General features: G+C 45.6%; 21 protein-coding genes and 1 other RNA gene. 18 read left to right on the plus strand and 4 right to left on the minus strand.

Annotation, left to right across the window (positions count from 1 at the left end):
• Nucleotides 1-7 precede the first annotated feature (7 nt).
• The 4 genes from tpiA to E2491_RS11840 all read left to right on the plus strand — a co-directional run bounded on the left by tpiA (nt 8) and on the right by E2491_RS11840 (nt 4,425).
• Complete coding sequence (gene tpiA, locus E2491_RS11825; RefSeq protein WP_134375855.1) at nt 8-769, plus strand: triose-phosphate isomerase; 762 nt, start codon at nt 8-10, stop codon at nt 767-769.
• Nucleotides 762-2,294, plus strand: a complete 1,533-nt coding sequence (gene gpmI / locus E2491_RS11830; RefSeq protein WP_134375856.1) for a 2,3-bisphosphoglycerate-independent phosphoglycerate mutase — start codon at nt 762-764, stop codon at nt 2,292-2,294. Before tpiA ends, gpmI begins: the two co-directional genes overlap by 8 nt.
• Before the next feature lie 140 nt (nt 2,295-2,434).
• Nucleotides 2,435-3,727: a phosphopyruvate hydratase gene (gene eno, locus E2491_RS11835; protein WP_134375857.1), complete on the plus strand. Its 1,293-nt coding sequence runs from the start codon at nt 2,435-2,437 to the stop codon at nt 3,725-3,727.
• Between the two features lie 548 nt (nt 3,728-4,275).
• The gene (locus tag E2491_RS11840; protein WP_134375858.1) at nt 4,276-4,425 is read left to right on the plus strand and encodes a DUF1540 domain-containing protein; all 150 of its coding nucleotides are present in this window, start codon (nt 4,276-4,278) and stop codon (nt 4,423-4,425) included.
• Between the two features lie 243 nt (nt 4,426-4,668).
• Here E2491_RS11840 and E2491_RS11845 read toward each other — a convergent pair whose 3' ends face one another.
• The gene (locus E2491_RS11845) at nt 4,669-5,460 is read right to left on the minus strand and encodes an ABC transporter permease (protein ID WP_134375859.1); all 792 of its coding nucleotides are present in this window, start codon (nt 5,458-5,460) and stop codon (nt 4,669-4,671) included.
• Nucleotides 5,453-6,406, minus strand: a complete 954-nt coding sequence (locus E2491_RS11850) for an ATP-binding cassette domain-containing protein (protein ID WP_134375860.1) — start codon at nt 6,404-6,406, stop codon at nt 5,453-5,455. The genes E2491_RS11845 and E2491_RS11850 overlap by 8 nt, the downstream gene beginning before the upstream one ends.
• Nucleotides 6,407-6,581: 175 nt before the next feature.
• Between E2491_RS11850 and secG the strand changes: the two genes are divergently transcribed.
• The 13 genes from secG to E2491_RS11915 all read left to right on the plus strand — a co-directional run bounded on the left by secG (nt 6,582) and on the right by E2491_RS11915 (nt 20,147).
• Nucleotides 6,582-6,815 (plus strand): preprotein translocase subunit SecG, encoded by a 234-nt coding sequence (gene secG / locus E2491_RS11855; RefSeq protein WP_134375861.1) that lies wholly within the window; start codon nt 6,582-6,584, stop codon nt 6,813-6,815.
• A gap of 314 nt (nt 6,816-7,129) precedes the next feature.
• Nucleotides 7,130-7,882 carry an alpha/beta hydrolase gene (locus tag E2491_RS11860; RefSeq protein ID WP_134375967.1) on the plus strand — a complete coding sequence of 251 codons (753 nt, stop codon included), beginning with the start codon at nt 7,130-7,132 and terminating at the stop codon, nt 7,880-7,882.
• Nucleotides 7,883-7,906: 24 nt separating this feature from the next.
• Complete coding sequence (gene rnr, locus E2491_RS11865; protein ID WP_134375862.1) at nt 7,907-10,225, plus strand: ribonuclease R; 2,319 nt, start codon at nt 7,907-7,909, stop codon at nt 10,223-10,225.
• A 44-nt stretch (nt 10,226-10,269) separates the two neighbouring features.
• Complete coding sequence (gene smpB, locus E2491_RS11870) at nt 10,270-10,734, plus strand: SsrA-binding protein SmpB (RefSeq protein WP_134375863.1); 465 nt, start codon at nt 10,270-10,272, stop codon at nt 10,732-10,734.
• Between the two features lie 120 nt (nt 10,735-10,854).
• Nucleotides 10,855-11,212: a transfer-messenger RNA gene (gene ssrA / locus E2491_RS11875) on the plus strand.
• A 564-nt stretch (nt 11,213-11,776) separates the two neighbouring features.
• A complete protein-coding gene (locus E2491_RS11880) occupies nt 11,777-13,243 on the plus strand; it encodes an FAD-binding oxidoreductase (RefSeq protein WP_244093947.1) in 1,467 nt (488 codons plus the stop codon).
• Between the two features lie 11 nt (nt 13,244-13,254).
• Entirely contained in the window at nt 13,255-13,794 is a 540-nt protein-coding gene (locus E2491_RS11885; protein ID WP_134375864.1) for a hypothetical protein, read from the plus strand.
• 1,248 nt (nt 13,795-15,042) lie between these two features.
• Complete coding sequence (locus E2491_RS11890; RefSeq protein ID WP_134375865.1) at nt 15,043-15,372, plus strand: ArsR/SmtB family transcription factor; 330 nt, start codon at nt 15,043-15,045, stop codon at nt 15,370-15,372.
• 81 nt (nt 15,373-15,453) lie between these two features.
• A complete protein-coding gene (gene arsD / locus E2491_RS11895) occupies nt 15,454-15,816 on the plus strand; it encodes an arsenite efflux transporter metallochaperone ArsD (protein WP_134375866.1) in 363 nt (120 codons plus the stop codon).
• 8 nt (nt 15,817-15,824) lie between these two features.
• Nucleotides 15,825-17,582: an arsenical pump-driving ATPase gene (gene arsA, locus E2491_RS11900; protein WP_305778193.1), complete on the plus strand. Its 1,758-nt coding sequence runs from the start codon at nt 15,825-15,827 to the stop codon at nt 17,580-17,582.
• Nucleotides 17,583-17,587: 5 nt separating this feature from the next.
• Complete coding sequence (locus E2491_RS11905; protein WP_134375867.1) at nt 17,588-17,863, plus strand: adhesin; 276 nt, start codon at nt 17,588-17,590, stop codon at nt 17,861-17,863.
• A gap of 84 nt (nt 17,864-17,947) precedes the next feature.
• Nucleotides 17,948-19,606 (plus strand): FAD-dependent oxidoreductase, encoded by a 1,659-nt coding sequence (locus E2491_RS11910; RefSeq protein ID WP_134375868.1) that lies wholly within the window; start codon nt 17,948-17,950, stop codon nt 19,604-19,606.
• Nucleotides 19,607-19,778: 172 nt separating this feature from the next.
• Nucleotides 19,779-20,147: a PilZ domain-containing protein gene (locus E2491_RS11915; RefSeq protein ID WP_166805867.1), complete on the plus strand. Its 369-nt coding sequence runs from the start codon at nt 19,779-19,781 to the stop codon at nt 20,145-20,147.
• 43 nt (nt 20,148-20,190) lie between these two features.
• On the opposite strand, the gene E2491_RS11920 is transcribed toward E2491_RS11915, so the two are convergent.
• Both E2491_RS11920 and E2491_RS11925 read right to left on the minus strand, forming a co-directional pair.
• Entirely contained in the window at nt 20,191-21,084 is an 894-nt protein-coding gene (locus tag E2491_RS11920; RefSeq protein ID WP_134375870.1) for a DMT family transporter, read from the minus strand.
• A 10-nt stretch (nt 21,085-21,094) separates the two neighbouring features.
• Nucleotides 21,095-21,499 (minus strand): secondary thiamine-phosphate synthase enzyme YjbQ, encoded by a 405-nt coding sequence (locus E2491_RS11925; protein WP_134375871.1) that lies wholly within the window; start codon nt 21,497-21,499, stop codon nt 21,095-21,097.
• Between the two features lie 243 nt (nt 21,500-21,742).
• Between E2491_RS11925 and ilvD the strand changes: the two genes are divergently transcribed.
• Nucleotides 21,743-23,437, plus strand: a complete 1,695-nt coding sequence (ilvD, locus tag E2491_RS11930) for a dihydroxy-acid dehydratase (protein WP_134375872.1) — start codon at nt 21,743-21,745, stop codon at nt 23,435-23,437.
• Nucleotides 23,438-23,575 lie beyond the last annotated feature (138 nt).

A 23,575-nucleotide genomic window follows, 5' to 3' on the forward strand; every position in this document is an offset into this window, starting at 1 on the left:
GAGATCAATGCGTAAACCGATTATTGCAGGAAACTGGAAAATGAATAAAACAGCTGCTGAAGCAAAAGCATTTACTGAAGAAGTAGCAGGTAAAGTACCTTCTGCTGACAAAGTGGATGCAGTCATCTGCTCGCCGGCTCTTTTCCTTGAAAGCCTTGTTGGCTTAACAGGAAATTCAGACGTAGCAGTAGGTGCACAAAACATGCACTTTGAAGACAATGGTGCGTTTACAGGTGAAATCAGCCCTGTGGCACTGAAAGACCTTGGCGTTCAATATGTGATTTTAGGTCACTCAGAGCGTCGTGAACTGTTCAACGAAACAGATGAGGCTGTGAATAAAAAGACTCACGCTGCATTCAACCACGGCCTGACACCAATCGTGTGTGTAGGTGAAACGCTTGAACAGCGTGAAAATAACGAAACAAAAGATTTCGTTGCCGGTCAGGTAAAAGCAGCGCTTGAAGGCTTAAGTGAGGAGCAGGTGAAAAATACTGTGATCGCTTATGAGCCAATCTGGGCCATTGGAACGGGTAAATCGTCTACAGCTGAAGATGCCAATGAAGTATGTGCACACGTACGTGCTGTCGTGGCTGAAGCGGTATCTAAAGACGCAGCAAATGCTGTCCGTATCCAGTACGGCGGCAGTGTAAAACCTGCAAACATTAAAGAATATATGGACCAAAGTGATATTGACGGCGCCCTTGTTGGTGGTGCAAGCTTAGAAGCGGATTCATTCCTTGCACTTCTGGAGGCTGGAGCGAATGCCTAAAGCACCTGTTGCCCTCATTATCCTGGACGGTTTTGCCCTTCGTGATGAAACAAAGGGAAATGCTGTTGCACAGGCGAACAAGCCGAACTTTGACCGTTACTGGGAAACCTATCCTCATAACACGCTGACAGCAAGCGGTGAAGCTGTTGGACTTCCGGGAGGACAAATGGGTAACTCAGAGGTTGGACATTTAAATATCGGTGCCGGCCGTACGGTTTATCAGAACCTGACGCGTATTAACATCTCTATTCGTGAAAAGGAATTTTTCTCTATCCCGGAATTCCTTCGCGCAGTGGATAATGCCAAGCGTCATAACAAGTCTCTTCATATTATGGGTCTGTTATCTGATGGCGGCGTGCACAGCCATTACAACCATCTGTTTGCCCTTTTAGAGCTTGCAAAGCAGGAAGGGCTGACAAATGTATTTGTTCACGGCTTCCTTGACGGCCGCGACGTAGGTCCTTCAACAGCGCTTCAGTATATTGCGGATACAGAAGCAAAAATGAAGGAAATCGGCGTCGGCGAATTTGCGTCAATCTCGGGACGCTATTATGCCATGGACCGTGACAATCGCTGGGAACGCGTTGAGAAATCCTACCGTGTGATGGTTGACGGTGTGGGTCCTTCCTACAGCTCTGCTGAAGAAGGTGTTCAGGCTTCCTACGATGAAAAAGTGTATGATGAATTCGTGATTCCATTTGTTATTGAAAAAGATGGAGCGCCTGTTGGGAGAATTCAGGACCATGATTCAGTGGTCTTCTTCAACTTCCGGCCTGACCGTGCAATCCAGATTTCATCGGCTTTAACGAATCCGGACTTCAAAGGATTTGACCTTGGAGAAAACAAACCTGACAAGCTGCAGTTCGTATCCTTTACGCACTACAGCGACAAAGTTCAGGCAGATGTTGCCTTCAAGAGTGAAGATCTGAAAAACACAATCGGAGAAGTGCTGTCCTCAAATGGATTAACACAGCTCCGTATTGCTGAAACAGAAAAGTATCCTCACGTGACGTTCTTTATGAGCGGTGGACGTGAAAAAGTTTTCCCGGGTGAGGAACGTATTCTCATCGATTCGCCAAAGGTGGCAACGTACGATTTACAGCCTGAAATGAGCGCTTACGAAGTGACGGACGCGTTACTTGAAGCAATCAATCAGGACAAATTCGACGCCATTCTTTTAAACTTTGCCAACCCGGATATGGTTGGACACAGTGGCATGCTTGAGCCGACAATTAAAGCGATTGAAGCCGTTGACGAATGTCTCGGAAAAATCGTGGATCTGATTCATGAAAAAGGCGGCCATGCGATTATCACAGCAGACCATGGTAACTCAGACGAAGTCATTACGACAGATGACAAGCCAATGACTGCACATACAACAAACCCTGTCCCTGTGATCGTCACAAAAGAGGGTGTGGAGCTTCGCGATGGAGGAATCCTTGGCGATCTTGCCCCAACGATGCTTGATCTTCTGAAGGTTGAAAAGCCGGAGGAAATGACAGGTGAAACGTTAATTAAAAAGTAAGACATGTCCGGCAGTAATTCCGGCCTGCCGAACGAATGGTTGACCCGGCAACATCAGGACGTGAATTTGCGGTGATCGTCCAACTGATTGTAAGTAAGCTGAATGAACAAAAATTATTCAAAACGAGGAGAGATTTAACAATGCCATTTATTGTAGATGTGTATGCACGCGAAGTATTAGACTCACGCGGCAACCCAACAGTAGAAGTGGAAGTTATTACAGAAAGCGGCGCATTTGGCCGTGCACTTGTACCATCTGGTGCATCAACTGGTGAGTACGAAGCAGTTGAACTTCGTGACGGCGACAAAGGCCGTTACCTTGGAAAAGGCGTTCTGAAAGCAGTTGAGAACGTAAACAACATCATTGCACCTGAACTGATCGACAGCTATTCAGTACTTGATCAGGTTTCAATCGACAAAGCGATGATCGAGCTGGACGGAACTGAAAACAAGAGCAAGCTTGGCGCTAACGCAATCCTAGGTGTATCTATGGCCGTTGCACACGCTGCAGCTGACTACCTTGATATCCCACTTTATCAGTACCTTGGCGGCGTAAACGCGAAGCAGCTTCCGGTACCAATGATGAACATCGTAAACGGTGGAGAGCACGCTGACAACAACGTGGACATCCAGGAATTCATGGTTATGCCTGTAGGTGCTGAAACATTCCGTGAAGCACTTCGCATGGGCGCAGAAATCTTCCACGCACTAAAAGCAGTACTTCAGGCAAAAGGCTTGAACACAGCTGTAGGTGACGAAGGTGGATTTGCTCCAAACCTAAGCTCTAACGAAGAAGCACTTTCAACAATCATTGAAGCAATTGAAAAAGCTGGCTACAAGCCAGGTGAAGAAGTCGTTCTTGCGATGGACGTAGCAGCTTCTGAAATCTTCAACAAAGAAGACGGCAAATACCACCTGTCAGGCGAAGGCGTTGTGAAAACATCTGCTGAAATGGTTGACTGGTATGCTGAACTTGCTGACAAGTACCCAATCGTATCAATCGAAGACGGTCTTGACGAAAACGACTGGGATGGTTTTAAGCTTCTAACAGAAAAAATCGGTGACCGCGTACAGCTTGTTGGTGACGATCTATTCGTTACAAACACAACGAAGCTTTCACAGGGAATCGAGCAGGGTATTGGTAACTCTATCCTGATCAAAGTGAACCAGATCGGTACACTGACTGAAACATTTGACGCAATCGAAATGGCGAAGCGCGCTGGTTACACAGCTGTTATCTCTCACCGTTCTGGTGAAACAGAAGATGCAACGATCGCTGACATCGCTGTTGCGACAAACGCTGGTCAAATCAAGACTGGTGCTCCATCACGTACAGACCGCGTTGCGAAGTACAATCAGCTTCTTCGTATCGAAGATCAGTTGGCTGCAACGGCTCAGTACCTTGGTGCAAAAACGTTTTATAACCTTCGCTAATCAGTGAATGGTATATGCAGGACTATCCTTTGGGTAGTCCTGTTTTTTGTTTTTGAAAACCGGGCCGAGGGGCATGCATAATAGCGGGCCATTTTAAATTAGAATTATTGGAACCGGCGAGCTCCGCGTCAGGCGGCGCTTTCCACGGTGTCTAGCTGCGGCGACTAGCCCCTCGAGGTCATAAGTCAAAGATGAACGAGGGCAAAGGTCAGCCCTCTTTTCATCTTCGCCTTATGCTTGTCGGGGCTGGACGAGTCGCCTCCGCTTTTCTAAGGCCGCGCGGTGAGCCAGCTGTGCTGCGCACATCTGTCTCACCTGTCGCTTCTATGCCGCAGGAGTCGCCGCCTGACGCTCCGCTCACCTGGGATGAGTTTGCATATTTGAGTTATGGTTAAGGGATAATAAATAAGAACTGGCGAGTTCGAATTAATGTCAGAAAATACAGAAAATAATTTACGCAATGTCTTTCATTGGATATAATGAAGGTAGCAAAGATTTAATCCAGACGTATTCTGATTCAAAAAATCTTGAAAGAGGAGGCGTTTTTAATGGAGCAAATCATTATGTGCGAAGTGGATAGCTGTAAATTTAACCGGGAAGGCAGCAGGTGCGGGGCGGAAAAGATTTTTGTCGGTGCCCACAAAGGTCATGCCGACTCCAGTGACGAAACGGATTGCAAGACGTTTGAGCATGTATAAGAAAAGGCCGCCTCTTTGAGAGTCGGCCTTTTCATTGACTTTTTTTGAATTTTAACTTTCTTGAACTAAATAATGTTTACATTGATATCACTTAGATTGTATTTAATAAAAGTGCCGGGACATTCCGCAGACTCCTGCGGCAGAGGAGCGACAGGTGAGACAGCGTAATGCGAAGCATTAGCTGGCTCACCGCGCGGCCGCGGAAAGCGGAGGAATGTCCCGGCACGGCTTCAATATTCGATGTCAATCCGTACTAACAGCCTTCTTAGCAGAAACGGCTGAAAACGTAATGGTAATCGCACATAACCCGATGATGACTAAGAACCCAAGCACAATCGGCCATGTATCAGTAAAGCCGTCAATCAAAACAGCACGCATTGCTTCGAACAGATACGTGACAGGGTTTATTGATGCAGCCACCTTCAGCCACGCAGCATCAATCAGCTCATACGGCACAAACGTCGTGCTCAGGAAAATGAGCGGGAAGAAGATAAATGTTCCTGCCTGGGCAGACTGTGCATTTTTAGCGCGTAATGCAACGCCTACAGAGTATCCGGCAAAGGCAAGGCCCCAGCCTAATGTGAGCAACAGCACAACGACGACACCTAGTGCGCCTCCAGCCACTTCAAGGCCGAGGAAAAAACCAACGCAGATAATGAGTCCTGCCTGGATCACTAGCTGCAGCATCCCGGCAATAATCGGTCCGAGCACGATGGCAAGCCGTGAGCTTGGTGTCAGCAGAAGCCGCGAGAAAAATCCGTTATCGAGGTCCTTTACAAGCGCTTGCCCCGCTCCACCGGCACCGCCAATCGCAGCAGAAACAATGGATACCGGTAAAATAAAGGCTAAATAGTTCGCTCCTTCAAAGGCGGGAAGATTAGCAATTCCGCTCAAGCCCGCTTCATAGACAAACAGGAAAAACATACTGATCGCAAGGTTCGGAATAAAGATGAGTGGATTCCGCAGAATCGTTATGATACTTCGTTTCGTCATGACAATAGTATCGCTGAAAAAGCTTCCCTGCTGATTATTCATGAACGGCACCTTCTTTCTTATCATTCGTCACCTGAATGAATACATCATCCAGAGAAGGCGGCTTCACATTAAGCTGAGCAGGGTGGAGGTTTTGTTCATCCAGCTTTCTGATCACATCCGCTAAAATGGATGTCCCGTTTTCCGCAAGGATCGTCACATCATTTTTCAGTCTCTCGGTCTGGTAATCAGGTGAGGAGACGGCCTCATACGCTTTTATGGCATCGTCTTCCTCGTCAAATTGTAAAACAACGGCATCAAGGCCAAGCGTCCGTTTCAGCTCCTCAGGGGTTCCCGTTGCAACGATCTGACCCTTATTGATAATAGAAATGCGGTCCGCAAGCTGATCGGCTTCTTCAAGATACTGTGTGGTCAGGAAAATGGTTGTTCCCTCTTCCTTATTCAGACGCTTAATTTCCTTCCAGATCGCTTTGCGGTTGGTCGGATCAAGGCCCGTAGTCGGTTCATCCAAAAATAAAATCTTTGGTTTATGCACAAGCGTCATCGCAAGGTCCAGCCGTCTTCTCATCCCGCCTGAATATTTGCCGCTCATCCGGTCTGCATCTTCTGTCAGGCCTACGAGTTCGAGCAATTCAGCTGCCCGTTCTTTTGCCTGCTTTTTGCTGAAGCCGAACAGTCTCGCCTGAAATTCAAGTAATTCCCGTCCTTTTAAATCAGGATCGATCCCCGTTTCCTGGAGGGCAACACCAATGGAGAGGCGCACTTTTTCAGGATCTTTATTGACATCATAACCGGCGACCTCCATCGTTCCCGAAGTTGGTTTAAGCAGGGTGGTTAACAGCTGAACAGTCGTGGATTTACCGGCTCCGTTAGGTCCTAAAAACGCAAAAAATTCCCCTTCTGCCACATCAAATGAAACGCCCCTGACTGCTTGAACATCTCCTTTAAATGTTTTGACTACATTGTTAACATGGATCGCACCATTCATCTTGATAACCTCCCGACATTTGTGTCAGTTTTCATAGCCTTATTGTATGCTGTTCAAATGATTTTGACAATTTGCAGTGTTTTTATTCATCCTGTGAAAACAAAGATTGTATGGTGTATGGGCGTATGATAAAATGAAAAAAGTGTAAGGTTCGGTTCAGGAGGTGGAACATATTATGGAAACGTTATTAACTGTGTTACTTGTGATTACCAGTATTTCATTGATCGTCGTGGTTCTTCTTCAGTCAGGGAAAAGCGCAGGTCTTTCTGGCGCCATTTCCGGTGGAGCGGAGCAGCTTTTTGGTAAACAGAAAGCACGCGGAATTGACCTTGTTTTAAATCGTTTAACTATTGTTCTGTCGGTACTGTTTTTCGTCTTGACGATTGCAGTTGCCTATTTCATAGGATAAATGTGAGAATCCCGATCATGACTGGTCGGGTTTTTTATTTGGAGAAAGCCGGGCCGGGGCGCATTTTCCGCTTTTGGCCTTTGATCATACAAGAGTGGTTAAATAACCCGGGAAAGTTGTCAAATAACCCTTAAGAGTTGTCAAATCACTTCAAAGAGTGGTTAAATACCCCGAAAGAGTGGTTAAATAACCCCGAAAAGTGGTCAAATAGATTCGTCCTCAGCTAAGATACTTTCTTAAACCGCCCGAATAGCATTCCGGCGGGATCTTTACTAAAATAGAGACAGATGAATATGCAACAGGAGTGACTTATGATGAAATTGAATTTGCCAAAACCATTTACGTTTGAAGGTGGGAAGCGTGCGGTGCTTTTATTGCACGGGTTCACCGGAAATTCGTCGGACGTCCGGATGCTTGGGCGTTTTTTAGAGAAGAACGGTTATACGTCTCATGCGCCGCATTATAAGGGGCATGGTGTGCCACCGGAGGAGCTTGTGGAGACGGGCCCGAAAGACTGGTGGAAGGATGTTATGCGCGGGTATGACCATCTGAAGGCGCAGGGCTATGAGGAGATTGCGGTTGCCGGACTTTCTTTGGGAGGCGTATTTTCGCTTAAATTAGGTTACACTGTTCCTGTAAAGGGTATCGTGACCATGTGTGCGCCAATGTACATTAAGAGTGAAGAAGTGATGTATAAAGGAGTTTTGGATTACGCACGCGAATTTAAGAAGTATGAGAAGAAAGATGAAGATCAGATTGAAGCTGAAATGAAGGAATTTGAAAAGACACCAATGAAGACGCTGAAGTCACTGCAGGAGTTAATTGGTGATGTCAGAGAGTCTGTTGATATGATTTATACACCGACATTTGTGGTGCAGGGACGACATGATCACATGATTAATACGGATTCTGCCAATATTATATACGACGGTGTAGAAACTGATCAGAAAAAGCTCAAGTGGTATGAGGAATCAGGACATGTGATTACGCTTGATAAAGAGAAAGAACAGCTGCATGAGGATGTGCTGACATTTCTTGATTCGCTTGACTGGTCCGCCGATAAATAACGGCTGGAAATGGAGGAATCGCCGATGGAAGATTCGATTATGGAAATGAGAGACAGGCTTCTGACGTTTATGAGGGAGGAAGCCTACAAACCGCTGACGGTTCAGGAGCTCGAAGAAGAGTTCGGGATTACGGATTCAGTGGAATTTAAAGCGCTTGTGAAATCACTCGTGATTTTGGAGGAAAAAGGGGAGATTGTACGTACGCGGAGCAACCGCTACGGTGTCCCTGAGAAGATGAATCTCGTTCGTGGTACGCTGAGCGGTCATGCGAAGGGATTTGCTTTTTTAATTCCTGAAGATAGTGAGCGTAAGGATATTTTTATCCCGCCAAATGAGTCTGCGAATGCGATGCACGGGGATAAAGTACTCGTGCGCGTATCAAGCCAGTCCCGCGGTGACCGTGAAGAAGGAACCGTGGTGCGTATTCTGGAGCGAGGCACAAAGCAGGTCGTCGGTACGTATACGGAAAGCAAAAACTTCGGATTTGTCATTCCAGACGATAAGAAAATGGCAAGCGATATTTTCATCCCAAGAAACGCTAACAAAGGAGCAGTGGAAGGACACAAGGTGATTGTGGAAATCACTGCGTATCCGGACGGCCGCAACAGCGCTGAAGGGGAAGTCGTCAAGATTCTCGGACATAAAAATGATCCGGGTGTCGACATTTTATCGATCATCCATAAGCACGGGATCACGATTGAATTCCCGGATGAAGTGATCAAGCAGGCGAATGAGGTACCGGATGAAATTGATCCGGCTGACTTAAAGGACCGCCGTGATCTGCGTGACGTGACAACCGTTACGATTGACGGTGCGGACGCGAAAGACCTCGATGATGCCATTTCGTTAACGAAGCTTGATAACGGGAATTACCTGCTTGGCGTTCATATTGCTGACGTCAGTCATTACGTGACAGAGGGCTCTCCAATTGATGAGGAAGCTTACGAGCGCGGGACGAGTGTGTATTTAGTTGACCGGGTCATCCCGATGATTCCGCACCGTTTATCAAACGGGATCTGTTCACTGAATCCAAAGGTCGACCGCCTGACGCTTTCCTGTGAAATGGAGATTGACCAAAACGGCGGCGTGGTGAATCACGAGATTTTCCAGAGTGTGATCCGCACAAATGAACGCATGACGTATTCTGACGTGAATAAAATTCTCGTGGATCAGGATGAAGCGCTGATTGAGAAATATGAACCGCTTGTGCCAATGTTCCGTGAGATGGAACAGCTTGCGGCGATTTTACGCAGTAAACGATTTGGCCGCGGCGCGATTGACTTTGACTTTAAAGAAGCAAAAGTGATGGTGGACGAAGAAGGTCATCCGGTTGAGATCGGCATCCGCGAGCGTTCTGTTGGTGAAAAGTTGATTGAAGAATTTATGCTGGCAGCCAACGAAACGGTTGCTGAGCATTTCCACTGGCTGAATCTGCCGTTCATTTACCGTATTCACGAGGATCCGAAAGCTGAAAAGCTGGAGCGGTTCTTCGAGTTTATTACAAACTTCGGGATCACGGTAAAAGGTTCCGGTAACGAGATTCATCCGCGTGCGCTCCAGGAAATCATTGATGATATTCAGGGACGTCCGGAGGAAATGGTTGTGTCAACGATGATGCTTCGCTCTATGCAGCAGGCAAAATACAACGAAAACAGTCTCGGTCACTTTGGACTGGCAACTGATTTCTATACACATTTCACCTCACCGATCAGACGTTATCCGGATTTGATCGTGCACCGTCTGATCCGCACGTATTTGATTAATAAAAAGGTGGATGACCGTACGCAGCAGAAATGGGATTCCATTTTACCGGAGCTTGCGGCGCATACGTCCGGTCGAGAAAGACGCGCTGTTGATGCAGAACGTGAAACGGACGAGCTGAAAAAAGCTGAATTTATGATGGATAAAATCGGTGAAGAATTTGATGGCGTAATTTCATCTGTCACAAACTTCGGGATGTTCGTCGAGCTGCCAAATACGATTGAAGGTCTCGTACACGTCAGCTACATGACCGATGACTATTACCGCTTTGATGAGCGTCATATGGCGATGATCGGGGAGCGGACAGGTAATGTCTTCCGCATTGGTGATGAGATTACGATCCGCGTTGTTAATGTCAATAAAGAAGAGCGTGCGATCGATTTTGAAATCGTCGGAATGAAAGGCACACCACGTCAGCGTCGCGAAACCGCCAAGGTCATCCAGAGTAAAGAGCGCAGCAGCTCCGGCCGCGTCAGAAAGAAAAGCGCCGGCAAGCAGGATGACGGTAAAAAAGGCAACAAAAAGAAGTGTTATAAAGGTGTACCGAAAAATAAAAAGAGTAAGAAAAAGAAACGTAAATAGGAGTCAGGGCTTCCCTGGCTCCCAAGCCACAGGGGGAGAAGATTATGCCAAAAGGAGAAGGAAAAACAGTCGCGCAAAACAAAAAAGCGCGTCACGATTATTTTATTGAGGAAACGTATGAGGCCGGGATCGTGCTTCAGGGAACTGAAATCAAGTCCATCCGCCAGGGTCGCGTGAATCTAAAGGATTCCTTTGCCCGCATCAGCAACGGAGAAGTGTTCCTGAACAACATGCACATCAGCCCGTATGAACAGGGAAACCGCTACAATCATGATCCTGAACGTGAGCGCAAACTGCTTCTGCACAGACAGCAGATCAATAAGCTGATCGGTGAAACAAAGCAGCAGGGTTATTCACTCGTACCGCTAAAGCTGTATTTAAAAGACGGCTATGCCAAAGTACTGATCGGTCTTGCAAAAGGTAAGAAAAACTACGACAAGCGTGAAACACTGAAGAAAAAAGAGGCAAAACGCGATATCCAGCGTGCCTTCAAGGAAGCGCAGCGCTAGTTGCATCTTGAAAAAAAGACAGCATGTGTTATAATAATATCAGTCGCTTTTAGTGACTGCCCCGGTAATTCCGGGATCCCGTACTGAAATAAGCGCGTCTTATTTCATCCTTTTACACATGGGGACGTTACGGATTCGACAGGAATGGTTCGAGCTTGAGTTGCGAGCCGGAGGGACCGTCTCCGTCATCAACGTCAACACAAATAGTTAACAACAAACAAGATTACGCTCTAGCTGCCTAATAAGCACTTGAGACCTCACCTGTCTATCGCCCATGTAGACTGTGCTGAGGTTCACTTATAGTGGGATACGCAAGTCGCTGCCACCTGAAGTAGCTTGAAGAGACCAATCAGGATAGCCGTTCGGACGCCTGTCAGTTGGCATATGTTACGGTGAATCGCAAATAGGCTGACTACGCTCGTAGAAGCTTAAGTATTGAAGTTTCTGGACGTGGGTTCGACTCCCACCGTCTCCACCAAATTATTATTTGGTGGTTTTTTATTTGTCTAAAAAAGGTTTGTAGATAAAACCGTGCCTGAAGCTCCCTCCCTTTCCTTCGTCTAGCTGCAGCAACAAGCCCCTCGAGGTCACAAGTCAAAGCTGAACGAGGGCAAAAGGCAGCCCTCTTTTCAGCTTCGCCTTATGCTTGTCGGGGCTGGACGAGTCGCCTCCACTTTTCCAAGGCCGCGTTTCGTTTATTTTACAATCCTCTAAAAAAATTCACGATCCAAAAAATCGAATTGTATATTATAAAAAATCTATTTTTTAATAAAGAACCACAACGAATTTAAAAAAGCAGCAACTGGTCTGTATCTGACATTTAAAAAAATGTCATTTTTGGCAATGTGATTATTAGAGCTGATGTATAATTAGACTATGAATCAACGGGCTATTAACTTATTTTATTCAGATGAAAGTAACAGGGCTTTTTCAGCTAACGGATCAGGTTTGTGGATTAGCTGGAAAAGTCAAAGAGTGGCTGCTTATGTTGATTTTAAAACAGGTCATAAAGTAGCTTTTCCTTAAACCAACAGGAGGTAATATGAAAATAATTGAGTTAATTAAAAAACCATGGTTTTTTGGGGTTTTAACTTGTATTGTTGCGATCGTGGTATTTTGGAATATTCCAATTGAGAAGAGAGAATATGGACTTTCTCAGAGTAATTTAACAACAGATTATACAGGCCTTCTACCGGAACGAATTGAAAGCGTAATACGATCAGAGAATCGTCTCCATTTACAAAAGATTGTAAGAGAAGCAAATGAAAGCGGCCACCATATTTCAATTGCTGGATTACAGCACTCACAAGGCGGTCATACGTACTATAAAGATGGTATTGTACTTGACATGCGGACATTCAACAAGGTGTTAGAAATAGATGAGCAGGCTAAAACAATACGAGTGGAAGCTGGAGCAACCTGGGAAGATGTCCAAGAAGCTATAACCCCTTATGGATTAGCCTTAAAAGTGACCCAATCGCAGTCGATTTTTACAATAGGAGGTTCACTTTCAGTCAATGCTCACGGAAGGGATATCCGTTTTGGTTCAATGGCTGAAACAGTAAAGGAAATGACTTTATTAACACCAACAGGTGAAATCAAGACTGTCAGCCGTGATGACTCGGAGGCCTGGATGAAGTACGTGATTGGCGGATATGGATTATTCGGTGTGATCTTAGATGTAACATTGGAATTAGCCGAAAACGAGATATACACCATTCATACAGAGAAACTAAATACAGCTGATTATGAATCCTATTTTGCTAATCTAATAGACGACACAAATACAGCTATGCACTATGCTAGAGTAAGTGTTGCTCCCAATACGTTTTTAGACGAAATGTATGTAATCGATTATAACTATACAGGAAAACAGGATGATGAAACATCACTTAAAGGAGAAAAAGGTGTTCGACTCAGTAAGCTTGCACTTGATTTGGGTCGGCAAGGTGGTGTTTTGGAGGATCTTTTCTGGAAGTCTCAAAAGCTATATATTGATTCAATAGATGGCAATGAAATTACTCGAAATAACGCTATGCGCTCGGAATCAACATTCATGGAATTTACGAAACATGGTCGGGTCGAAGTGTTACAAGAGTTTTTTGTTCCAGTCCATTCATATGAAGAATACATAAGTGATTTAAAGCAATTGATTTCACCTAACGACAAAGATGATGATTTTAAAGTCCATAATATTACAGTGCGATATGCAGCTGAAGACAGCCACACGAGTTTAAGTTATGCCAACGAAGATATGTTTGGTCTGGTTATATTGATAGAACATGGATTAGCAGAAGAAGAAATTGCTAATGCCACCTCAAGGATTCAAGAATGGACCAGCTTAACAACAAAACACGGAGGAACCTATTACCTTCCATATTATCGCTATCAAACAAAAGAACAATTCAGGGACACCTATCCTGAATGGGAAAGTTTCCTGGACGAAAAATTAAGAAGAGATCCAAACGAAATCTTTCAAAATTTATTCTATGACTATTATATCAAGTGAAGGAGCACGGCATGAAGATTAAGAATGTATGGCAGATCCCTCTCGTTGTAACAGTCGGACAGGTAGCTATTTTTCCATATTATATTATATGGTTAAAAGAGGTATCTTTGACTTTCTCTTTATTTGCATGGATGTTTGCCATTTTTTCTTTCTCAGCTGCTTGGGGGTTTCGTCTTTTTCAGTTGAAAAGGAGTAAGCTTGATTCCTCAATTTCCTTTATTTATATTGGGATGGGTTTTGTATATATAGTTGTGGGAGGGGTAAAGCATACATTTGAATACCTTCCATACCTTGTCGTTTTGTTACAAATTTCACTAGGCCTACTACAGGGTTATTTTCGTGCATGGCATATCGAACAGAAGATCTATCGCTTACATGTTGTGAATCACTACCTAGTTGTTGGAGTAGCTATGATTGGGCTTTCTTTTGTTAAAATAGTTTCCCCCGGAGTCTTTATTACTGGCTTTGGATGTGTGTTGTGTTGTTGTGGATTTTTGGATTTTATCAGTAAAAAAAAGCTAAAAATAAATAGCAAGAATCCTGTACTTTAAATGTATCTTACTGGACTTTGGAAACTATATAGAAGATATCGTTATCTTAGCTCCTGTTGTTTTTAATTAATGGGGGCTTCTTCAAGATGAATAAGTTTCTTTTTTGTTGAACTAATTGAACACTAACGGGCATTTTAGTGAAAGAAAGTATAATAAAAGGGTAAATGATAATGCATCAGACTGAATTTCTTAAAATTAACAAAGAGGGTGAAAGGTTGCTGAGGGCTTTTTTGCAGCGGCAGCATTGCCTGTTGATGGTCCTTATAGACCTACTAAAAGGCATTGAGTTTCTTCTATGATGTAAAATCGAAAAGATATTAGAATTAGGATTCGGTAATGGTCAATCTTTAAAAAATTGTGGATGAATTTTGTGGAGAATTTAATAGTGAAAGTGATCCCTATGATTGGTACTCAACCAAAAGGCATCAATGATTCCTTAAACAATGATTGTTAAATGTTCCTAACCATAATAATCCTTATTCAATTAACGGTTGCTTCAGTTAAATATCTCCATAATGATAAGACCTTCAACATACCACGCTTTAAATATTGATAGGATATTGAAGGTCTCTTTGATGCTTCAAACCTTTTTTCTGTAATTTCTCAATCCGCAACCTATCCATGTGTTTAACATATCCATTGTTCCTTGATCTACATTAATGATATCTGTATTAAGATTCTCGATAACTGTAAAATAGTTACTTGTTTCTGTTATTTAAGCTATTGCTTTGTTAATGTTTACAACTTTCTCACCTGTCCAAGGGTTGTCTGAACCCCAGACACAGCAATAAAAAAGAAACCTGACTCACCAGGTTTCTTTTCCCCATCATCTATAGGTTGATCTTCTTGACTCTCCACTGCTTTTCCTGCTGAGTGTATTGATTCAGCTTGGATGAAAGTTGGCTGGCCTCATGCTGATTCACGAAGAACTTGAATGTTTTGCTGAGTGAATCCTTTAGGACTTCATGAGTGCCGTTGTTTTTTCTGTGTAAAATATACATGTTGTCTGTCAGCTCCTTCATTAACGATTGATTAAATTGTGCCAAAAAACGAATGAAAAAGTTGACGAATCGTGGGATGATTTTTGGTTTTTATTCGACATTTTATGGGTATATCCCTTTATTTTCCTTGTTATGTGGGTGGTCCGGTTTTTCGTAAGAATGTGTGAACGGAGGAGATTGTGGTAGCGTATATAACCTTTTTGTTATATAGTGGACGGAGAAACTTTTTTAGAAGGTGGGTGATGGGATGATTTCGACTGCTCCCGGTGTGGAGAAGATGAGTGCTTTTTTTAAGGTGCTTGGAGATCCGACGAGGCTTGAGATGCTGAGAAGGATGTATACGAGTGAGCATTGTGTGTGTGAGTTTGTTGAGATGTTTCAGATTTCGCAGCCGGCGATTAGCCGACATCTGCGGGTGATGAAGCAGGCTGGGATTGTGCTTGAGCGCAGGGACCGTCAGTGGAATTATTTCCGGTTGAATGAGCAGGATCCGTGTTATCCGATTCTTGTTCAGGCGATCAAGGAGCTGGGTGAGCTGCCGATTCACGAACAAAACCTTTTGAAAATAAAATGTTAACGGACGGAGGACTCCGTTCTTTTGTAGACTGTATATAACAGTATTGTTATATGCCTATATTCAACAGAGAGGATGTTGACAATGAAAAAGATTCAGATTTTTGATCCTGCGATGTGCTGTTCGACAGGGGTCTGCGGAACGAGCTTTGATCCTGACCTGCCTAGGGTGGCTTCAGTTGTGAGCTTTCTGAAACAGAAGAATTATCCGATTGAGCGGTTTAATCTGACAAGTGAGCCTCATCGTTTTGTAGAGAACAAAACGGTTCAGGAGGCGTTGGCGAAAAATCCCGAGGGTCTGCCATTTACGCTGGTGGAGGGTGTGATTGTGCAGGAGGGGACTTATTTATCGAATCAGGCATTTTCTGAAGTGACAGGAATTGCTGCAGATCAGTTTCCTTCTGCAGGTGATGCGCCGAAGCAGAAAATCAGATTATCGATTCAGTGAGGAGTGGAATGATGCAGGATTTTTTAATCGACGAGCTTCCACTAACCCCTTTTGTATTTTTAACCGGAAAAGGGGGAGTAGGAAAGACTTCTACAGCTTCCCTGCTGGCGATTACGCTTGCTGATCAGGGGAAGAGGATATTGCTGGTGTCTACGGATCCTGCAAGCAATCTGCAGGATGTATTTGAGACGGAGCTGACGGAAACGCCTAAGGAAATCGGGGATGTACCTAATCTTCATGTGGCGAATTTTGATCCTGAACAGGCTGCAGCTTTATATAAGGAAAAGGTTGTTGGCCCTTACCGCGGCGTGCTTCCGGACCTGGTTGTCCAGTCGATGGAGGAGCAGCTTTCCGGTGCCTGTACGGTTGAAATTGCGGCTTTTGATCAATTTACCGGGCTGCTTTCTTCAAGAGAGCTGAGAGGGCAGTACGATCATATTTTGTTTGACACTGCGCCGACAGGGCATACGCTCAGGCTGTTGAGTTTGCCGAATGCCTGGAATGTCTATCTCGATGAGAACACGAGTGGTGCGTCCTGTTTAGGTCCGCTGGCCGGTCTTACGGACAAGAAATCTCAATATGAGTATGCAACAGAGATGCTGCGCGATGAGACGGTGACAACACTGCTGCTCGTTGCACGTCCGGAGGAGTCAACGCTGACAGAGGCTGCAAGAGCTTATAAGGAATTGAAGGAAACCGGCATGAAGCATACGCTGCTTGTGATTAATGGCGTTTTACAGTCAGAAGATCAGGGGGATGCATACCGTCAGTCCTTTATTAAAAGGCAGCAGCTCGCGCTGGAAAATATGCCGGCAGAATTATTGGAGCCACAACGTTATTATCTGCCTTATGTGACTGCGAGTCTGGCAAGTGTTGCTGATATCAGAGGGTGGTTAACGAAATCTCCAGGGCGTGTTCCGGTGGAGCGGGAGGCTTTTCGGGGTGATCGACTTGAGACGTTCGTAGAGGAGCTTGAGCAGGCTGGCCCGGGAATTGTCATGGCGATGGGGAAGGGTGGCGTCGGTAAGACAACGGTCGCTTCCATGATTGCCACGAGTCTTGCTGATCGTGGGCATCGTGTTATTTTAACGACAACGGATCCTGCCTCACATGTCGAGCAGGTGATGGGTGAGATGGATCAGCCTCTGTTATCAGTAGAGCGGATTGATCCTAAACGGGAGACGGAACGATACAGAGACACTGTTTTTAAACGGGCAGGTGAAATTTCGCCGGAGGAAAAGGCGCTTCTTGAGGAGGATCTTAATTCTCCGTGTACAGAGGAGATTGCTGTTTTCCGTGCGTTTGCCGATACGGTTGCGCGGGCTGGAGAGGCGTTTGTGGTCATTGACACTGCACCAACCGGTCACACCCTCCTTTTACTGGATGCGACAGAGGCGTATCACCGTGAAATGGAGCGCTCAACGGGTGAAGTGCCGGAGGCTGTGCGCTTACTTTTACCTAAATTGAGGGATCCAGCTTTTACACATGTGTTGATTACAACACTGCCAGAGGCAACGCCGGTTTATGAGGCGTCACGTCTGCAGGACGATTTAATACGCGCAGGAATCCGTCCGCAGGGGTGGATCGTGAATCAGTCACTGGCTGTCACTGATACACAGGATGCCATTCTTGGTCAGAAGGCAGAGAATGAGCACAGATGGATTCAGGAAATTGAGCGGCTGAGTGACGACAAAGCTGCATACATTCCATGGATGGAAAAGCAATTAACAGGCTATCATACATTACTTGAAGCAGTGAAAGGATGAGGAACATGAACATTACACCAGGTGCTGTATCATTTTTAAAGCAGGTTGTTGAAGAAAAAGGAGCAGAGGGAATCCGCTTCTTTAAAGCGGGAGAGGGCTGCTGTGGACCAAGCTTCGGACTTGGACTGGACCCGTCACAGGAAAACGATCAGATTCATCAGTTTGATGGGTTGCAGCTTGCTGTGGATGCTGAGCTTGGCTCAGTGGATGCGATTACCCTTGATGTGGAAGAAACACCGGAGGGACCTCAGATTGTTATGCTTGGCGGAAATGCCTGCTGAGCTCTTATGACAAACGATGCGGGAAGTTGAACGCTCCCGCTCTTTTTTTTGTACTATCATTTAAAACACGGAGGGAAATAACTCATGACGAAGCTGATGATTATTGGATCGGTCGCGGCCGGTACATCTGTCGGGGCGAAAGCACGAAGAAACAGTGAAGACCTGCAGATTACGATATACGACAGAGATACTGATATCTCTTATTCAGGCTGCGGAATTCCTTATTATGTTGGAGGAGAGGTGTCCGGTCTTGACGAGCTGACACCGAGAAATGCAGCATGGTTTAAAAAGCGTTATAACATTGATATTCACACACAGCATGAGGTGGAGAGCATTAACCATCAGGAAAAAACGGCTGTGATCAGAAATCTCGTAACGAATGAAACATTTACGGATACGTACGACACGCTTGTTCTGGCAACCGGGGCATCAAGCTTTGTTCCGCCAATTCCGGGTGTAGAGGCTGAGAATGTATTCAGCGTCCGGAATATCCGCAATGCCGGTGAAATCCGCTCTTATGTAGAGACTCATCAGCCAAAAACGGCGACGATTGTCGGAGGCGGTTTTATCGGACTTGAAATGGCTGAGCAGCTGACGCAAAGAGGGATTGAGGTGACACTGATTGAACGTCTCCCGCAGGTCATGCCTCCACTTGACCGGGATATGGCACAGCGAGTGGCCGATCATTTACAGGATAAAAAGGTGAAGCTGTTGACCGGGGAAACGGTTCAGTCTTTAGATGGCGGACAGCGTATTACTTCTGTTCAGCTCGAAAGTGGACAGGCTGTTGAGACCGATCTTGTCATCCTTTCTGTTGGCATTCGTCCAAACACTGAGCTCGCAAAGGAAATCGGGGTAGAAATCGGCAGCACAGGTGCGATCAAAGTAAACAGAAAGATGCAGACGAATGTACCGGATGTGTATGCGGTTGGAGATGTGACGGAGAGCTTTTCTCTGATCACAGGAAAGCCGATATACAGACCGCTTGGATCAACAGCCAACAAAACAGGCAGAATTGCCGGACAGGTGATAACAGGGGATGAAGCAGAGCATCGCGGTATTTTAGGTACCGGGATCTTTAAAGTGTTTGATCTGGCAGTGGCCCAGACAGGTCTGACGGAAAAAGAAGCGGCTGAAGAAGGCTATGAAACTGAAGTGCTTCACAACATTAAACCCGACAGGCCTGAGTATATGGGCGGCAAGGAAATGGTCATCAAAGCAGTGGCCGATCGCAAAACAGGTAAGCTGCTTGGTGCCCAGATCGTGGGACCGCAGGGCGTTGATAAACGAATTGATGTATTTGTTACAGCCATCTCATTTGGCGCGAAGGCAGAAGATTTGTTCCATCTTGATCTTGCCTATGCACCTCCGTTTGCGACGACAAAGGATCCTGTGATGTATACGGGTATGGCGCTGCATAATGCCATCAGTGAAAAGGCTCCGCTGATCACGCCGCAGCAGCTGATCCGTGAAACAGAGAACGGTGAAACGTTCCAGATCATTGATACAAGATCCAAAGCTCAATTTGAAAAAGCGCATGTGAAAGGAGCGGTTCATATTCCGCTTGGCGATTTAAGAACGAGAGCGAATGAACTGAACCGTGACCTGAAAACCGTTGTATATTGTAACAAAGGTGTGACTGGAAATGCTGCGCAGAATATCCTGATTAATCACGGCTTTAAGCAAGTGTATAATCTGTCAGGTGGAAATAAAAACTATCAGCACGTGGTGAACAGCCGCTAAATTCAAAAAGCCGTCTTTTGACGGCTTTTTCCAAATAAATAGGGAGAGCACACTTCAGGCGTTTAATATGCTAAAGAATTTATAAATATAGTAGAAATTTCTGGCATGTGACCGATAAATAAAGAAACCGGTACTCTTTACCGGTGACCCTATTTCACGTGAGGTGAGTCCTTTGCGATACAATCGAAAAGACAGTTTTCGCTTTACCTTCAAAACCCCGCTAAAGGCTGCATTTTCTATTTATGAGCTAAACGGAAAAGAAGTTCATTCTCATGCAGGCACGGCTTTAATGCACGATCTCAGTCCGAGCGGAACTAAAATCAGCACGAATCTTAACCTCCCAGTAGATAAAAATAGCGATTACCCTGTAAAGATCCATTTGCAATTCATGCTGAATCAGTCTGTATATGAAATAAAGGCTGAAATCATCTGGAAGAAAATTTACTTTGATGATTATTTTTACGGTGTGCATTTTTATGCAGGTGATGACATTAAAGAAGAAATTATTCAGCAGTTAAAGGTGTATGTGAAACAGGTATAGAAAAGCGGAACAACTCTGACACGAGTTGTTCCGCTTTTTTGAATTACGCTGCTTCAACAGCTGACCCTTTTCTGCTCTTTGCCTTTCTGTTGGCAATATAGATCCCGCTGAAGATGATCAGCATGCCTGCAATCAGTGATGGCGTAACGGCTTCATCCAGGAGGACACTTCCCCAGATCATGGCTGAAACCGGAGCTAAATAGGTGACGGTTGTGGCGAACTCGGGTGAGCTTTCTTTTACCAGATAATAATACAGCAGATAGGCGATCCCTGAGCCAAAGCAGCCGAGTCCGATTGCAGCGATCCAGAACGTCTGATCAAACGTAAAGGCTGCAGGTGAGGTTCCTGACACAAGCATGGCAGCAAGACTGATGATTGCCCCTGTAATAAGTGAGCTCGTTGACAGCAGCACGACCCCCGTATTTCTGGCAAAGCGCATGACATAATGGGAGCCGAAGCCATAGCACATCGCTCCGAGGACCATCGTGCCAACCCCCACAAACTCAGATGAAAATAATCCGCCTACATTAAATTCAATCAGGACGAGGACGCCTAGAAATCCTGTAGCAATGCCTGTCCATTGTCTTGCATTAAGCTTCTTTTTAAATAGAAAGAAACCGATCAGTCCTGCACACACAGGAGTGAGCGCATTCAAAACGGAAGCCGTATTGGATGCAATCTGTGTCTCGCTTAAGGCGATCAGTGCCCAGGGAAAAGCGGCGTTAAACAGTCCGATTACCACCAGGTGTCCCCATGGAACAGGTGTCGTCAACCGCTTTCGCTGAGTCCATAAAATCGGCAGTAAAATCAGCGCTCCCGCTGTACAGCGGATAAAAACGGTTCCCCAGACACCGGAGGATTCGGCAAGCAATTTAATAAAGACAAAAGACAGTCCCCAGATTAAACTGAGTCCTGCCAGTGCGAAATAAGGTCTCATAAGCTTCTCCTTACTGTCCGATCAGCGTAACGGTGTAGGAACGTGAGCGTCTCGGTCCGTCAAATTCACAAAAATAAATGCCCTGCCATGTGCCTAACACGAGCTGTCCGTTTTGAACAGGGATCGTCTGGGCATGTCCAACTGTACTTGTTTTCAGGTGAGCGGCCGTGTTGCCCTCCATATGAAGGTCCTGATCGTGATGCCATGGATACACTTCATCGAGGCGTCTCAGAAAATCGGTTTTAACATCCGGATCTGCATTTTCGTTTACCGTAATACCGGCCGTTGTATGTCTGGACGTCACAACGGCAATCCCTGAAGTGAAGCCCTGATTCGTGATCCAGTGCTGCACGTCATCTGTTATCTCAATCATTTCATCGCGTTTTGAGGTAAGTAAAATAAAGGTTTCAAACATGTATAATCTCTCCTTTCTCTAACAGTGTAACGCCTGATAGAAGTTTAGGAAACTCCTAATTAAGTGTCACGTTTTTCCACTGTTCACAGCATGTTGAAATGAAAGCGTTTTAATTTACGGAAATATTGATAAATTCAGAATACTTGTTGATATACCTCACATAGCTGTGTATGATGGTCTTTATATAAAGCTCTGAGACAGGGCTTCAATTAAACTAACAGATACAGCGGGAGGATGAAGACGATGGATTCAACGAAAAAAGATTTACGTATCAGAAGTAAGGTGATCAGTGAAGGAGTGAATCGTGTACCAAACCGTTCAATGCTTCGTGCTGTTGGATTTAAAGATGAGGATTTTAAGAAGCCGATGATCGGGATCGCCAGCACTTGGAGTGAAGTCACACCGTGTAATGTACATATTGATAAGCTCGCAGCACAGGCAAAAGCCGGAGCGAGATCAGGCGGCGGTGCGCCAATGATCTTTAACACGATTACAGTATCTGATGGCATTGCGATGGGGCATGAAGGAATGTTCTACTCACTGCCGAGCCGTGAAGTCATTGCGGATTCGATTGAAACCGTCACAAGTGCAGAACGTCTTGATGGCATCGTGGCAATCGGTGGCTGTGATAAAACAACCCCTGCATGCGTTATGGCCATTGCGCGCATGAACATTCCATCCGTTTATGTGTATGGCGGCACGATCGCACCAGGGAAGCTCGATGGGAAGGATATTGACATCGTTTCTTCTTTTGAAGCGGTAGGACAGTATCAGGAAGGTCTGATTGATGACGAGCAACTTTATAAGGTGGAATGTCATGCCTGTCCGGGTGCAGGCGCATGTGGCGGTATGTATACAGCCAACACCATGGCATCTGCGGTTGAAGCGTTAGGGATGAGTATCCCTGGATCTTCTTCTACACCGGCAGTTAACAACTATAAGGAAAAAGAATGTGAGCAGGCTGGTGAGCTTGTTGTACAGCTTCTTGAAAAAGACATTTATCCGCGCGATATCATGACAAAAGAAGCGTTTGAAAATGCGATTACTGTCGTGATGGCACTTGGCGGCTCAACGAATGCGTTTCTTCATTTACTGGCGATGGCTCATTCTGCAGAAGTCGATCTCACAATGGATGATTTCGAGCGCGTGCGCCAAAACGTACCGCACATTGCAGACCTGAAGCCGAGCGGTAAATACGTGATGCAGGATCTATACGAGGTTGGAGGCGTGCCGGCTGTGATGAAGGTTCTTTTAGAGGAAGGGCTGCTTCACGGGGACTGTATGACCGTAACGGGCAAGACTGTTGCTGAAAACCTGGCAGAAGCTGCGCCGTTAAAAGAAGGACAGGATGTCATCCGTCCGTTCAACAACCCGCTTAAGAAAACTGGCCCGCTTGTCGTGTTAAAAGGAAACCTTGCTCCGGAAGGCTCTGTTGCCAAAATGTCCGGACAGAAAATCAGCCGCTTTGAAGGGCCGGCACGTGTCTTTGACAGTGAGGATGACTGTGCAAAAGCGATTGAAAACAACCAGATCAAAGAAGGCGATGTAGTCGTGATCCGTCACGTTGGTCCAAAAGGCGGACCGGGAATGCCGGAAATGCTGTCAATCACAGCGATGATTGTCGGCCGTGGACTGAACGGAAAAGTCGCGCTCATGACAGACGGCCGCTTCTCAGGCGGATCACACGGGTTCGTGATCGGGCACATTGCACCTGAAGCATCGGTTGGCGGACCGATCGGATTGCTTAAGGAAGGTGATATCATCACGATCGACAGCGAAACGCAGGAGATCAACGTGAATCTTTCGGATGAGGAGTTTGAAGCACGTGCGAAGGCATGGGTGAAGCCGGCGCCGAAGCATACGCGAGGCATTCTTGCGAAGTATGCGAATGCCGTGTCTTCTTCATCGAAGGGTGCTGTGACAGACTGGTTTGAATAATGTTTTTGGAGCTGCTTCCTTTGGAGGCAGCTTTTTCTAAAAAAGCCGGGCCAGATTCCCCCTTCGCTTTCCACGGCCGCGCGGTGAGCCAGCTAGTGCTACGCACTACGCTGTCTCACCTGTCGCTTCTCTGCCGTA

This window comes from Jeotgalibacillus sp. R-1-5s-1, from assembly GCF_004405105.1.
Classification (GTDB): Bacteria; Bacillota; Bacilli; order Bacillales; family Jeotgalibacillaceae; genus Jeotgalibacillus.

Bases quoted from the DNA above. Each gene is read 5' to 3' on its own strand.
- E2491_RS11890 (WP_134375865.1), top strand. From the start codon at position 15,043: ATGATTTCGACTGCTCCCGGTGTGGAGAAGATGAGTGCTTTTTTTAAG.
- tpiA (WP_134375855.1), top strand. From the start codon at position 8: ATGCGTAAACCGATTATTGCAGGAAACTGGAAAATGAATAAAACAGCT.
- E2491_RS11920 (WP_134375870.1), bottom strand. From the start codon at position 21,084: ATGAGACCTTATTTCGCACTGGCAGGACTCAGTTTAATCTGGGGACTG.
- arsA (WP_305778193.1), top strand. From the start codon at position 15,825: ATGATGCAGGATTTTTTAATCGACGAGCTTCCACTAACCCCTTTTGTA.
- rnr (WP_134375862.1), top strand. From the start codon at position 7,907: ATGGAAGATTCGATTATGGAAATGAGAGACAGGCTTCTGACGTTTATG.
- E2491_RS11845 (WP_134375859.1), bottom strand. From the start codon at position 5,460: ATGAATAATCAGCAGGGAAGCTTTTTCAGCGATACTATTGTCATGACG.
- E2491_RS11860 (WP_134375967.1), top strand. From the start codon at position 7,130: ATGAAATTGAATTTGCCAAAACCATTTACGTTTGAAGGTGGGAAGCGT.
- E2491_RS11925 (WP_134375871.1), bottom strand. From the start codon at position 21,499: ATGTTTGAAACCTTTATTTTACTTACCTCAAAACGCGATGAAATGATT.
- E2491_RS11910 (WP_134375868.1), top strand. From the start codon at position 17,948: ATGACGAAGCTGATGATTATTGGATCGGTCGCGGCCGGTACATCTGTC.
- secG (WP_134375861.1), top strand. From the start codon at position 6,582: ATGGAAACGTTATTAACTGTGTTACTTGTGATTACCAGTATTTCATTG.
- ilvD (WP_134375872.1), top strand. From the start codon at position 21,743: ATGGATTCAACGAAAAAAGATTTACGTATCAGAAGTAAGGTGATCAGT.
- E2491_RS11885 (WP_134375864.1), top strand. From the start codon at position 13,255: ATGAAGATTAAGAATGTATGGCAGATCCCTCTCGTTGTAACAGTCGGA.
- E2491_RS11840 (WP_134375858.1), top strand. From the start codon at position 4,276: ATGGAGCAAATCATTATGTGCGAAGTGGATAGCTGTAAATTTAACCGG.
- E2491_RS11850 (WP_134375860.1), bottom strand. From the start codon at position 6,406: ATGAATGGTGCGATCCATGTTAACAATGTAGTCAAAACATTTAAAGGA.
- arsD (WP_134375866.1), top strand. From the start codon at position 15,454: ATGAAAAAGATTCAGATTTTTGATCCTGCGATGTGCTGTTCGACAGGG.
- gpmI (WP_134375856.1), top strand. From the start codon at position 762: ATGCCTAAAGCACCTGTTGCCCTCATTATCCTGGACGGTTTTGCCCTT.
- eno (WP_134375857.1), top strand. From the start codon at position 2,435: ATGCCATTTATTGTAGATGTGTATGCACGCGAAGTATTAGACTCACGC.
- E2491_RS11905 (WP_134375867.1), top strand. From the start codon at position 17,588: ATGAACATTACACCAGGTGCTGTATCATTTTTAAAGCAGGTTGTTGAA.
- E2491_RS11880 (WP_244093947.1), top strand. From the start codon at position 11,777: ATGAAAATAATTGAGTTAATTAAAAAACCATGGTTTTTTGGGGTTTTA.
- smpB (WP_134375863.1), top strand. From the start codon at position 10,270: ATGCCAAAAGGAGAAGGAAAAACAGTCGCGCAAAACAAAAAAGCGCGT.